Source organism: Natronolimnobius baerhuensis (genome assembly GCF_002177135.1).
Lineage (GTDB): Archaea > Halobacteriota > Halobacteria > Halobacteriales > Natrialbaceae > Natronolimnobius > Natronolimnobius baerhuensis.
Genome location: NZ_MWPH01000003.1, coordinates 449,229 through 461,327, shown reverse-complemented (window position 1 = coordinate 461,327; position 12,099 = coordinate 449,229). Strand labels below are relative to the sequence as shown.

The 12,099-nt window shown below is 63.2% G+C and carries 11 protein-coding genes; 6 read left to right on the top strand and 5 right to left on the bottom strand.

Annotated elements, in window-relative coordinates; all coding sequences use genetic code 11:
* Positions 1-81 precede the first annotated feature (81 nt).
* The 3 genes from B2G88_RS14795 to leuS all read left to right on the top strand — a co-directional run bounded on the left by B2G88_RS14795 (position 82) and on the right by leuS (position 3,806).
* A complete protein-coding gene (locus tag B2G88_RS14795; RefSeq protein WP_054862768.1) occupies positions 82-471 on the top strand; it encodes a hypothetical protein in 390 nt (129 codons plus the stop codon).
* 123 nt (positions 472-594) lie between these two features.
* A complete protein-coding gene (locus tag B2G88_RS14790) occupies positions 595-1,014 on the top strand; it encodes an Hsp20/alpha crystallin family protein (protein ID WP_054862767.1) in 420 nt (139 codons plus the stop codon).
* Between the two features lie 140 nt (positions 1,015-1,154).
* Positions 1,155-3,806 carry a leucine--tRNA ligase gene (leuS, locus tag B2G88_RS14785; RefSeq protein WP_087715192.1) on the top strand — a complete coding sequence of 884 codons (2,652 nt, stop codon included), beginning with the start codon at positions 1,155-1,157 and terminating at the stop codon, positions 3,804-3,806.
* A 14-nt stretch (positions 3,807-3,820) separates the two neighbouring features.
* Here leuS and B2G88_RS14780 read toward each other — a convergent pair whose 3' ends face one another.
* Together B2G88_RS14780 and B2G88_RS14775 are read right to left on the bottom strand one after the other, a co-directional pair.
* Positions 3,821-4,291, bottom strand: coding sequence for a hypothetical protein (locus B2G88_RS14780; RefSeq protein ID WP_087715191.1), 471 nt, complete (start codon positions 4,289-4,291; stop codon positions 3,821-3,823).
* A complete protein-coding gene (locus B2G88_RS14775; protein WP_087715190.1) occupies positions 4,288-5,424 on the bottom strand; it encodes an ArsR/SmtB family transcription factor in 1,137 nt (378 codons plus the stop codon). The genes B2G88_RS14780 and B2G88_RS14775 overlap by 4 nt, the downstream gene beginning before the upstream one ends.
* Positions 5,425-5,572: 148 nt before the next feature.
* Here B2G88_RS14775 and B2G88_RS19670 point away from each other — a divergent pair, with 148 nt between their 5' ends.
* Positions 5,573-5,737: a hypothetical protein gene (locus B2G88_RS19670; protein WP_176393238.1), complete on the top strand. Its 165-nt coding sequence runs from the start codon at positions 5,573-5,575 to the stop codon at positions 5,735-5,737.
* A 62-nt stretch (positions 5,738-5,799) separates the two neighbouring features.
* Here B2G88_RS19670 and B2G88_RS14770 read toward each other — a convergent pair whose 3' ends face one another.
* Complete coding sequence (locus tag B2G88_RS14770) at positions 5,800-7,986, bottom strand: (Fe-S)-binding protein (RefSeq protein WP_087715189.1); 2,187 nt, start codon at positions 7,984-7,986, stop codon at positions 5,800-5,802.
* A 180-nt stretch (positions 7,987-8,166) separates the two neighbouring features.
* On the opposite strand from B2G88_RS14770, the gene B2G88_RS14765 reads away from it, so the two are divergent.
* Complete coding sequence (locus B2G88_RS14765) at positions 8,167-8,757, top strand: conditioned medium-induced protein 4 (protein ID WP_087715188.1); 591 nt, start codon at positions 8,167-8,169, stop codon at positions 8,755-8,757.
* A 78-nt stretch (positions 8,758-8,835) separates the two neighbouring features.
* Positions 8,836-9,522 (top strand): CRISPR-associated protein Cas4, encoded by a 687-nt coding sequence (locus B2G88_RS14760; RefSeq protein ID WP_087715187.1) that lies wholly within the window; start codon positions 8,836-8,838, stop codon positions 9,520-9,522.
* A gap of 6 nt (positions 9,523-9,528) precedes the next feature.
* On the opposite strand, the gene metX is transcribed toward B2G88_RS14760, so the two are convergent.
* Both metX and B2G88_RS14750 read right to left on the bottom strand, forming a co-directional pair.
* Complete coding sequence (gene metX, locus B2G88_RS14755; protein WP_087715186.1) at positions 9,529-10,731, bottom strand: homoserine O-acetyltransferase MetX; 1,203 nt, start codon at positions 10,729-10,731, stop codon at positions 9,529-9,531.
* Complete coding sequence (locus tag B2G88_RS14750) at positions 10,728-12,068, bottom strand: O-acetylhomoserine aminocarboxypropyltransferase/cysteine synthase family protein (protein ID WP_087715185.1); 1,341 nt, start codon at positions 12,066-12,068, stop codon at positions 10,728-10,730. Before B2G88_RS14750 ends, metX begins: the two co-directional genes overlap by 4 nt.
* Positions 12,069-12,099: the final 31 nt, after the last annotated feature.

Sequence of the window (12,099 nt, the reverse complement as noted above, 5' to 3'; positions counted from 1 at the left end):
CCCCCTCGAAAACCCGTATTAGCGCCCGTCACAACACTGTTAGCAAGACTTTTTATAAGTAGATGGCCGGTAGCAGTAGGTATGCAATCGAACACATTTGCAGACCCGGCAGAGTACGAGTGGGACTTCGAAAAACGCGGCCGCGTCGGCATCTGGGATATGACTGGCTGGCAGGGATTCGCCGATGGTGATCTCGAGGCGGCAAGCGATCACTACCGCGAACGCGGGAAACGAGCCGATATCGACGCGACGCTTGCTGTCTTCGGTGAGACGACGCAACTGCCCAAAGAGACCCAGGAGTTCATGCGCGAAGCGTGGTCCGCTAACATCGCCTACGCGGGCGTCGAAAAGGCCGGCTTCGTCGCACCGGGAATCACGGCACTGGCAGTAAAATCGACGATTGAGGGTGACGACGCCGACGTCGAGAGCTTTACCGACCTCGAGACGGCCCTCGAGTGGGCACAGTCCTGATACTGATCTTCTCGACCGGCCTCGACGAGCGACTCCAACAATGATGAGGACGGCCGCCTCGAGTGATGTTCTGTCCTCGAGGCACGGGCAGAATTTATCTCGCTTCGTCCCGTAGCAATAGCTATGCGAGGAAACCCGTTCAACGAAATCGAAGAGATGCTCGACCGCGTCAGCCGACAGGTCGAAGACGGCGTCACAAGCGGCGGCCTGCAGGTGCCCGGCTCCGTACCGGTCGACGTCGCAGACACCGCAGACGAGTTCGTCGTTACTGCCGATCTTCCCGGCTACGAGACCGACGATATCGAACTGACGCTCTCGGAGGGCACGCTGCGTCTCGAGGCCAGCCGCGAGGACGAACTCGAGTTCACTGACGGCGACTACATCCGTCGTGAGCGGAGTCGAAAGACGGCAAATCGGCGCATTCGCCTGCCCGAGCCAGTCGAGGAGGACGAAATTTCTGCGGGCTACGAGAACGGCGTCCTGACGGTGCGACTGCCGAAGGTCGTCGGCGGCGACGAGTCCAAAGAGATCGATATCGAATAGTGAAGCCCCGATTTTCGAGTCAGCAAATCAAGCGGACGACGAATTTCTCGAGGCGTCACGAACCCGACTGACTCCGTGCGAACGGATGCCAGCGGATGGAAAGGTATAGGGAGACGACGCGCCCACTCGTATATAAGCAAATGAGCGACGCGGGATACGACCACGCGGCAGTCGAGCGGCGCTGGCAAGCGGCGTGGGACGACGCAGACGTGTATCGAACGTCCGACGACGTCGAGAACCCGACGTACGTCCTGGGAATGTACCCCTATCCGTCGGGCAAACTCCACATGGGCCACGTCCGGAACTATACGATTACGGACGCCTACGCTCGCTACCGGCGGATGAGCGGCGACGAGGTCCTCCACCCGATGGGCTGGGACGCCTTTGGCCTCCCCGCCGAAAACGCAGCCAAAGAGCGCGATACCAACCCGCGCGACTGGACGGTCGACTGTATCGACACGATGCGCGACCAGATGAGCGCGATGGGCTTTGGCTACGACTGGGACCGCGAACTCGCGACCTGCAACCCGGAGTACTACCAGTGGAACCAGTGGCTCTTTACCCGATTCCACGAGGAAGACCTCGTCGAACGCCGCGACGCCGAGGTCAACTGGTGTCCCGAGTGCGAAACCGTCCTCGCTGACGAGCAGGTCGAAGGCGACGACGAACTCTGCTGGCGCTGTGATACCCCCGTCGAAACACGCGAACTCGAGCAGTGGTTCCTCAAAATCACCGAGTACGCAGACGAACTGCTCGAGGATATCGACGACCTGGAGGGGTGGCCGAACTCGGTCCGGCAGATGCAGCGCAACTGGATCGGCCGCCAGTACGGCGCAGAAGTCGACTTCGATATTTCGGGCCACGGCGACGTGACGGCGTTTACGACGCGCCTCGATACGATCCACGGCGCGACCTTCTTTGCGCTCGCACCGGATCACCCGATCAGCGAGCAGGTCGCCGAGGACGACGAGGACGTTCGCCACTTCATCGAGCACGAGGCCGATCCGGAGGGCGACGAACCGAACGGCGTCGCGACCGACCTGACCGCGACCAACCCCGCGACGGGCGAGGAGATTCCGGTCTACGTCGCGGACTTCGTCCTCTCGGACGTGGGTACCGGCGCACTGATGGCCGTTCCAGGCCACGACGAGCGCGACCACGCCTTCGCCGAAAAAATGGGTGAAGCAATCGTCCCAGTCGTCGCCCCCGAACCCGCTGAGGGCGAAGAGCCCGAGAGTCCGGACGTCAGCGAGGCGGCGTTCACCGACGACGGCGTGCTCGTGAATTCGGGCGAGTACGATGGCACAGCGAGCGCCGCGGCCCGCGAGCGCCTGACCGAAGACATCGACAGCGCCGAGGAAGCCACCCAGTATCAACTGCGCGACTGGGGGATTTCCCGCCAGCGCTACTGGGGAACGCCGATTCCGGTCGTCCACTGTCACGACGACTGCGGTGCCGTGATGGTCCCCGAAGAGGACCTCCCCGTCGAACTGCCGGAGTTCATCAACACCACCGGCAACCCGCTCGACGCGGCCGAGGAGTGGAAGCAGACGACCTGTCCCGCCTGTGGCGGCGAGGCAACCCGCGAGACGGACACGATGGACACCTTCGTCGACTCCTCGTGGTACTTCCTGCGGTACGTCTCGCCAGACCTCGAGGATGCGCCGTTCGACCGCGAGCGCGCGAACGACTGGATGCCGGTCGACCAGTACGTCGGCGGCATCGAACACGCCGTGATGCACCTGCTGTACTCGCGATTCTTCACCAAAGTCCTCGCGGACCACGAGGGTCTCGAGCACCGCGAACCCTTCACGAACCTGCTCGCACAGGGGATGGTCCAACTCGAGGGCGAGAAGATGTCCAAATCCGTCGGGAACACGGTCTCGCCCCAGCGGATCGTCGAGGAGTACGGCGCGGACACCGCCCGGCTATTCATGATGCAGGCCGCCCAGCCCGAACGCGATTTCGACTGGAGCGAGGAGGGTGTCCGCTCGACGAACGCTTTCCTGGGCCGACTCAAGGAGATGGTCGAGACGTACGTCGACGAGTCGCCAACGGGCGAGGACGACGCCGTCGCGAGCTACGTCGACGCGGAAATCGACGCGACAGTCGCCCTCGCGAGCGCGGAGTACGACGACCTCACGTTCAACCGGGCGCTGCGCGAGACCCAGGATCTGACGCGGACGCTGCGCCAGTACGCCGACTACACCGAGCCACACGCCGAAACCTACGAGCGCGGCCTCTCCGCGGTCGTCCGCCTGCTCGCACCCGTCGCACCGCATCTCGCCGAAGAGTTGTACGAGACGCTCGGCCACGACGAGTTCGTCGTCGACGCTCCGTGGCCAACCGCCACCGTCGACCGCGACTACGTCCAGAAGCGCCGCCGACTCGTGACGAACACGCGCGAAGACGTTCGCGACATCATCGACGTTGCGGGTATCGACGACCCACAGACCATCGAGGTCGTCATCGCCCCCGACTGGAAGTACGACGCCCTCGAGATCGCCATCGAGAGCGACGCGCCGAACCTGATCGGCGAACTCATGCAGGAGAGCCACATCCGCGAGCAAGGCGACGCCGCTGCGGACTACGGCCAGGACCTGCAGGCCGAACGCGAAGCCCTCGAGGTGACGCTCGGTCCTGCTGAGGAGTACGATGCTCTCGAGGCCGCTGCCTGGTTGCTCGAGCGCGAGTTCGAGGCGGACGTAGCAGTCGTCACGGCCGAGGAGGTCGACGACAGCGTCCTGAAGAACGCTGCGCCGGGCCGGCCGGCCATCGAGATCGAAGAGTAATCGCGACTCCGTTTTCAGTTCACCCGTCTGCGAACGGCGTACTCGAGGCCGCCACAGAGGACGGCTATCGCCAGCAGGAGTGGCGACCACACGGCGTAGAGCGAGAGGTGCGTCAGCGAGATGTCAGCAGCAGTGGTCGTCGTCTCGAGTGAGCGGAGCCACGTCTGATAGGTGGCCCAGCCGAATGCGACGGCGACGAACGCAAGCGGAGTCGCAAGTCGCCATCGCAAGGCGAGGACGGCCGGAATCGCCCCGAGGAGGATCATGCCAGACACGGACACGACGAACAGGAGTATCCCGAACGGGTCAGCGGCAAAGAGTTCACTCGGCGTCGGACCGAACGGCTCGGCCTCGAGAACGGCGGTCACGCCGACGAGAGCCAGCAGATGCCCGACGCCGACTGCGAGCGCGACGGCTTCGAGTCGGGTCGGACGCACTCGAGCCCAGTCGCTCGACTCGTCATCGGTGGTATCCGTTCCAGTCATACGTAGACACCAAATCGGACCCAGCCGGCGAGTACCAGCACCATCGCGAGCGGGTGAGATAGGACGAGGAGAGTCACCCGCCTCGAGATGGGCGGCCCTCTCCCGCGCCACGCAGCGCCAGCGCGCCCGAGCAGATACGCAATCGATCCGAGCGAGGTGCCGACGGCTGTAATGAGAGCGAGGCCGACGGCGACCACGACAGGATCGAAGCCACCGTGAGCGAACAAGCCAGCGAGCACGTACCCGCCGATACCCGCGATAGGTGCGCTCGCGGCCGCCCAACTGACGAGGAGCCCGTCGTTCGCGTACGCAACCACGACAGCGCCGAGAATTCCGGCTGGAATCGCCAACTGAACCGCCAGCCAGCCCGCCATCGCGAGATACTGTCCAGTTCCGGCGGCGACGAGATCGAGGGCGAGAAACGTCCCGAACGCGAGTCCGAGACTCGAGGCGACACCCAGTCGCGTCAATCGGTGTCGAGCGCCACAGAGCACACGCGCAGGTCCGCGCCGCCGATTATCGCGTTCGCGAGAACGCTCGAGGACGCCCAGTCGATCCACTGCGAGGACGGCGACCAGCCCGAGGAAAAATGTCACAGAGGCGACTGCGAGTGCGGGCGAGACGGTCGTGGTCGTCGTTGTCGTCGCCGCGGTCCCAGCATCGTCACTGCCGAGCATGCCAACCGGCGCGGGCCCGCGTGCGAGCACGCCGACGACCATCGACAGCAGACCCACGATCACCACCGGCGCGAACAGGCGCTCGAGGGTGTCAGCGAGTCGTTCGACGAGTCCGGGTTCGCCCGCCGCCACGACGACCGCGCGTTTCGACGGCTCGTACACCGTCACCTCACGTCCGTTCTCGCCGTAGCGCGTCTCGACCGCCTCGAGCAAGCCCGCTGACTCGAGTTTGTCGACGTGGTAGCCGACGTTCTGAATGCTCGTCTCGAGGTGATCGGCCAACTCCGAGCGCGTCCGGCCTTCCTCGTAGCAGGCTTGCAGGACAGCTCGTGAGGTCTCCGAGCCGAGCGCGTCGAAGAGCTGGTCTGCGTCCTCGCCCTCGAGGCCGACGACGGCCGGTTCGTCGGGGTCGCCGTCGCGAAGGCGCTTCACGAGGCGGCCGGCGAGTCGGTCCATGTCAGTTGCCTCTCACTCGAGGGTAAAAGCCTGTCCGGGAACTCAAACGGTCGTTTGACTCGCTCATCAACCAAATTGTGTTTGGATAGTGGACGGAGAGCAGCATGGCAACAGAATTATTTTCTGGGTCGGAAACATTACACCAACTATGAATGCGTCGGTCACCGTCACGGATACGACGAAATCCCAACTCGAAGAACTGCAGGCGGAGATCCGTCTCGAGACGGGACAAACGGTGACCCAACAGGAACTCCTTGAGCAGATCGTGCTGAACGTGGAAAAACGCGACGTGATCGACTCGTTTCGCGACTAATTCAAGCCAGATATCGCGTCGGTATCCTGCGGTCGCTTCAGGAACCAGTTACGGCAGCCGCATCAGTCCGCTGTGACCTCGAGACCCGCCGTCTCCTCCTGTCCAATCGCTTCGACGATCAGCTCTGCGATATCGACGATTTCGATCTCGTCTTCGAAGTCGCCGGTTTTGCGGCCGTCTTCGTACATCGTCATGCACATCGGGCAGGCGACGACGAACTTTTCGACTGCGGAGCCGGCCGCGGTGTCCTCGAGGGCTTCGCGAAGGCGTTCCTCGCTCGGCTTTGGCTCTTCCTCGAAGTCCATCCAGAGGCCGCCACCGCCGCCACCACAGCAGAACGAATCGGCGCGGTTGCGTGGCATCTCCTGGAGGTCACAGCCGGTCGCTTCGATGAGTTCGCGCGGGGCGTCGTACTCGTCGTTGTACCGGCCCAGATGGCACGGATCGTGGTAGGTAACGGTGTACTCGAGTTCGGTGCCGGTCAACTCGAGTGCGCCGTCGGTGACGAGTTCTTCGACGGCCTGCGTCCAGTGGAGGACGTCGACCTCGCCGTTTGCGTTCCACTGCTCGTCGTAGTCGAAGGGCATCAGTTCGTCGTCGGCGTGCTCGTCGAAGTTGACCTCAGGATATTCGTTTTTAAATGTATTGTAGGAGTGGGGGTCCGTACAGACGATTTTCTCGAAGTCGCAGTCCTCCCAGGTTTCGACGTGGTGGCCGGCAAGTTCGACGTACAGCAGTTCCTCGCCGACCCGTCGGATGTCGTTCCCGTCAGTCTTCTCGTCCTCGAAGAGGATGCCGAAGCTCACGTCGGCTTCCTGCAAGATTGCCGCCAGCGAGCGGGCGACTCGCTTGTTTCGCTCGTCGTAGCTCGGATAGTCGCCGACGTACCAGAGGTACTCGACTTCTTGCTCGCGAGCGTCAGTGAGGTCGAACTCGAGGTCGTCTGCCCAGTCGGCCCGATTGCGCGGCGAGTCGCCGAACGTGTTGCCGTTTTGCATCACGTTCTGGAAGACATCCTGCATGCTCGGGGAGACGTCGCCCTGATCAGTTAGCTGACGATTGAGCCGCGTAAAGGACTGGAGGTGCTCAATTTCGACCGGGCAGGCGTCCATACAGGCCATACAGGCCATGCAAGATTCCATCGTCTCGGAATCGATCACGGAGGTGCCGCCATCCGCGATGATCGGCTGCTCCTCGCCGCCGGCCTCGAGCGATTCACGATATTTTTTCAGGTCGAGGATCACGTCACGCGGGTCGAGCGGGCGGTCGGACGCTTTGGCAGGACAGACCGACGAACAGCGCCCGCATTTGGTACAGGCGTCCTGGTCGAGCAGTTCCTTCCAGGTGAAATCGTCGATGGAGTCGGCGTTGGTCGCATCCAGATCGGCAGGGACGTTCGGCAGCCGTTTGCCGGCCTTCTCGTCGCGCGTGACGACGTTCGCGAACGACGAGAGCATGTGGAACGGTTTGGCGTAGGGAATCCAGGCGATAAAGAAAAAGGCAAGCAGCGAGTGTGACCACCACGACAGCCAGTGGAGGTTCTCGGCGGTGACCAGCCCCGAGGCGGTGCTGACGCCCGGTTCACCTGCGAGCGGGAGGCCGATGGCACCAAAGAGCAAGCCGAGGCCGTAGCCGACGAAACTGACGACTTCGTGTTCTGGCATGCCCGTCGCGTAGATCCGCAGTCCTTGGAGGAGAAATCCGCCGACGCCGAGGCCAAACAGCGTCCAGATGAAGATATCGTCCTCGCTCGAGGTGTGGCGGCCCCAGAGTCGTTCGTTTCGGACCCAGTAGCGGCGGTACATGGCCATTCCAATGCCGACGACGAACAACAGCCCCATCGCGTCGACCATGAACTGGTAGGCCAGATAGAAGTCGCCCTCCCAGAAGTTGCCCTGCACGATGGGTTCGTAGACGTAGCCATCGATGGCGAGAATCGAGGTTGCGATAAACAGCGTTAGAAAGCCCCAGAAGATGAATGCGTGCATCAATCCGCCGTAGAGATCGCGATTAAATTGCTTCTCGTTCGAGAGTGCAATTTTGGCCGCGCCGAGGACGCGCGCCGGCAGGTCGTTTACCCGAGCGAACGGGTCGTCGTCGCCGTCGGTATAGCGGCTGAACCGGCGGTACACGCCGTAGAGAAAGACTGCAATCGTAATCGCCGCCAGGAGATAGAACACCGCAAAGCCGGTGGAACTGATCCCCCAGTAAGTTTCTCGGGACACTTCCGCTTGCGCCAGAACGTTCATGTTCAACCACGCGGAAGGCGTGACCTTAATTCTTGCCCCCGGATGACATACCATACCCCGACGCAGTCTTGCGAAAATAGAAAACTAAGTTTTCGTTTATTGTCGTTCACGGAGATGATCAGACGGGCCAACGCTAGCTGGCAACAGGCTTAAATAGCCACCCGTCGGGAGTGTCCACTCATGAACGAAAAAACCGAGGAGCTTCGGGATATTTTCACAACTGTCACCGACGGTGAGGCAACCGTCACCCAGTCACAGGAGGATACGCGTGGATCACTCGAGCGCGACGACCAAACGGACGAGGAACGTCTCGAGAACGTGATCACGCAGATGCGAGAGCGCTACGAGTTCGACACGCCGCTGTCGACTGACGAACTCATCACTGTCGCAGAGTCGTTCTACGACGACGAAAGCGACGCAGAAATCGCAGCCGACCTCGGCGTCGAACCCGACGACATCTTCGAGGCTCGTATGTCGTTGCACCTCGTGAGCGAGGACGACGCAGACGAGGTTGATCTCGCGGCGATCCGCAACCGCGAGGAGGACAATGCGACGCTTGCGGCGGAGTACGACGTGAGCGAAGCCAGAATTCGGCGCTACCGCCGGGTCGCCGCTGCCGAAGACGAATCCCGAACGGCAAACGACCGCTACCGCGACGAGTTCGACAGCATCCTCGCGGACGCCGACCTCTCTGCACAGATGACGACCGACGTTCGTGAGGACGGCCTCGAGGACGCAACTGAAGGGATGGAAACGGACGTCGACTTCTGAGAGTTCGTCAGTTCTCGCGTTCGTTACTGCACCCCGCGCATCCGAGGGTTCTTATTGGAAGGCGCGGCCAACGGCGGCATGTCTCGTCAGTTGGTTGCGTTCAGCGACCTACGAACCGCCGCCTACTGCCCGCGAAAGTGCTACTATCAGCGCCGACAGAGTCAAGACGACCGCGAGCCGCCGCCGTCGGTCGAAACAATTCGCTCACTCTCGAGGCGCTACGACGAGTTGCTCGAGGCCGACCCCAAGACGCTCGCCGAGGAGCCACTCGCACTCGAGCCAGTCGCGTATCAGAGCCAACTCGAGACGACGCGCGACCGACTCGCCGCTGATGGCCACTGGCAGCGACTCTGCACTCTGGAGGCTCGAGACGCCCTCCTTACTGGGCGAGACTGTCGCGGTATCGTCCACAAAGTGCTCACGGAGCCACTCGAGCCGGTCCTCGTCTCGACGGGGAAGCCACCGGAGCAAGGCGTCTGGGAGCCCCAGTCGGTACAGGCCGTTGCGGCCGCGAAGGCGCTCGGCTGGGAACACGAAACGCCGATTGAACGCGCTTGGCTCGAGTACCCGGCCTACGGCGTCGTTCGCTCGATTACGCTGACGACGCGGCGGAAAGCACGGTATCGGCGGGCGCTGCGGACAGTTCGAGAGATGGACGGCCCGCCGGCTCGGACCAGCAACCGCTCGAAGTGTGAGCAGTGCGAGTTCGCAGACGAGTGTGGCGTGCGGACGCGAACGCTGCGGTCGCTGCTTGGATTCGGCTGACGGTGCCTAATCCGAAAAGAGGCTCGTGTGAACCGGCGCGAACGAATCCGAATCGTCCTCATCGTCGGTGTCGGTGATGAGCCGGCCTTTGAGGCCGTCCTCGAGCAGTGCCGAGAGCGGCGGGCCGACCTTTTCGGGTTCGACGAGGAAGGCGTCGTGGCCGTGGTCGGATTCGACGACGTGGTGGGCGACGTTGACGTCGGCCTCGCGGGCGGCCTCTGCGAGCGCCTCGGACTGTTCGACGGTGAAGTGCCAGTCGCCGGTAAACGAGAGGAGCAGGAGTTCGCCCTCGAAGGCGGCCAGTGCGTCGGCGTCGCCCTCGTAGCCCGCTGAGAGGTCGAAATCGTCCATCGCGCGAGTCATGTAGAGGTAGCTGTTGGCGTCGAATCGGTCGACGAACTTGTCGGCCTGATAGTCGAGATACGACTCGACTTCGCGGTAGGGGAAGAAGGCGGCTGCGGGATCCGGCGACGTCTCGTGCACCGTTTCGCGGCCCGCCGAGCGACGGCCGAACTTGCGACTCATCGAGGCCTTCGAGAGGTACATGATGTGGCCAATCTGGCGGGCGCGTGCGAGGCCGTCTGCGGGCTCGGGGCCGCCGTAGTAGTGGCCGCCGTTCCAGTTCGGATCGCTCGTGATCGCTCGCCGGGCGACCGTATCGAGTGCGAGCACCTGGGCATCAAGTCGGCCAGCAGCGGCGACGACGCCCGCACAGCCGATATCGTCGGGATAGCGACGTAGCCAATCGAGGACGTTCATTCCGCCGACGCTGCCGCCGATGACGGCGTGCAGCCGGCCGACGCCGAGTTCGTCGAGCAGTTTCCGCTGGGCGCGAGTCCAGTCGCCGACGGTGACCGGCGGGAAATCCGTCCCGTAGGGCTCGCCCGTCTCCGGGTTCTCGCTCGAGGGCCCCGTGGTCCCGTAACAGGAGCCGGGGACGTTCGCACAGACGACGTAGTACTCGGTGGTGTCGATGGCTTTCCCGGGGCCGACGACGTCGCCCCACCACGCGCGGGCCTGGCCTGCAGTTTCGTCGCCCGCGTCGGGTCGGCGCGCGACGTGAGAGCTGCCCGTCAGCGCGTGACAGATGAGGACCGCATTGTCGCCCGTAAACTCGCCGTAGGTCTCGTAGGCGACCTCGAGGCTCGAGATTGTCTCCCCGGAGAGAAACTGAAACTCACCAAGGTCGACTGTACCCTGGGTCGTCATCGTGTCTCGCCCTCCCGACACGCGTGCGTCGCCGCGTCGATAGCTTGCTCGAGATCGGCCAGGATGTCTTCGGGGGATTCGATGCCGACGGACATCCGGATTAGGTCCTCCGTCACGCCGGCTTCTTCGCGCTCCGTGGGCGTAAGTTGTCCGTGTGTCGTACTCGCAGGGTGGATCACGAGCGTCTTTGCGTCGCCGATGTTCGCGAGGAACTGGGCAACCTCGACTTCCTCGCAGAAGGTTTTGCCTGCCTCGTACCCGCCTTCGAGACCGAACGTGACCATTCCACCGTAATCCTCGAGGTAGCGCGTCGCGTTCTCGTGGGTCGGGTGGGCTTCGAGTCCAGGGTTCGTCACCCAGGCGACGTCGTCGTGGTCCGCGAGGTAATCGGCGACGATAGAGGCGTTCTCGCAGTGTTTCTCGACGCGTAGGGGCATCGACTCGAGGCCCTGCAGGGTTTGCCAGGCGTCGAAGGGCGATTGCTGGTTGCCCAGACTGCGCAGCGAGCGAAAGCGAACGGTTGCGGCGAAGGGGGCGTCTGCAAAGTCACGCGAGAAGTCGACGTCGTGGTAGGCGTGGTTCGGACCGGCGATTTCGTCGTAGCCGTGTGCGCCCCAGTCAAAGTTGCCGCCGTCGACGAGCACGCCGCCGACGGTCGTGCCGGAGCCGTGGAGCCACTTCGTCGTCGACTCCCAGACAACGTCCGCGCCGTGCTCGAGCGGTCGACAGAGCGCGGGCGTCGCGAACGTGTTGTCCACGACGAGCGGGACACCGTTGTCGTGGGCGATCTCAGCAAGGCGCTCGAAGTCAGGCGTGACGAGCGAGGGATTGCCAATCGTTTCGACGTGAACGAACGCAGTGTTTTCGTCGATGGCCTCGGCGTAGGCGTCGTACTCGAGCGTCGGGACAAATTTCGTCTCGATGTCCCGTCGAGAGGCCGTCTTCGAGAAGTACGCCGTTGTCCCGCCGTAGGTGTCCGTCGAACAGACCACGTTGTCGCCCGCCTCAGCGAGGACGAGCGTTGCCGAATCGAGTGCGGCCATGCCGCTTGCGGTTGCGACCGCACCTGCGCCGCCCTCGAGGGCAGCGAGGCGATCCTCGAGCGTGGTCACGGTTGGGTTGGCGATTCGAGAGTAGATGTAGCCTTCCTGCTCGAGCGCGTAGAGATCCGCGGCGGTGTCGGCGTCGTCAAAAACGTAAGAGGTCGTCTGGTAGATCGGCGGGGCCATCGCGCCCGTCTCCGAGTCCGGCGATTGGCCGGCGTGGACGCTTCGTGTCCCGAGCCCGCGCTCGGAACAGTCCGACTCGTCGGTCCCGTCGCTCGCGTCGTCGCTCATGTTTAGTATGCATACTACTCGAGCCACATAT

Excerpts from the sequence above, each read along its gene's own strand:
- B2G88_RS14795 (WP_054862768.1), top strand. The coding sequence starts at position 82 with ATGCAATCGAACACATTTGCAGACCCGGCAGAGTACGAGTGGGACTTC.
- B2G88_RS14790 (WP_054862767.1), top strand. The coding sequence starts at position 595 with ATGCGAGGAAACCCGTTCAACGAAATCGAAGAGATGCTCGACCGCGTC.
- leuS (WP_087715192.1), top strand. The coding sequence starts at position 1,155 with ATGAGCGACGCGGGATACGACCACGCGGCAGTCGAGCGGCGCTGGCAA.
- B2G88_RS14780 (WP_087715191.1), bottom strand. The coding sequence starts at position 4,291 with ATGACTGGAACGGATACCACCGATGACGAGTCGAGCGACTGGGCTCGA.
- B2G88_RS14775 (WP_087715190.1), bottom strand. The coding sequence starts at position 5,424 with ATGGACCGACTCGCCGGCCGCCTCGTGAAGCGCCTTCGCGACGGCGAC.
- B2G88_RS19670 (WP_176393238.1), top strand. The coding sequence starts at position 5,573 with ATGAATGCGTCGGTCACCGTCACGGATACGACGAAATCCCAACTCGAA.
- B2G88_RS14770 (WP_087715189.1), bottom strand. The coding sequence starts at position 7,986 with ATGAACGTTCTGGCGCAAGCGGAAGTGTCCCGAGAAACTTACTGGGGG.
- B2G88_RS14765 (WP_087715188.1), top strand. The coding sequence starts at position 8,167 with ATGAACGAAAAAACCGAGGAGCTTCGGGATATTTTCACAACTGTCACC.
- B2G88_RS14760 (WP_087715187.1), top strand. The coding sequence starts at position 8,836 with ATGTCTCGTCAGTTGGTTGCGTTCAGCGACCTACGAACCGCCGCCTAC.
- metX (WP_087715186.1), bottom strand. The coding sequence starts at position 10,731 with ATGACGACCCAGGGTACAGTCGACCTTGGTGAGTTTCAGTTTCTCTCC.
- B2G88_RS14750 (WP_087715185.1), bottom strand. The coding sequence starts at position 12,068 with ATGAGCGACGACGCGAGCGACGGGACCGACGAGTCGGACTGTTCCGAG.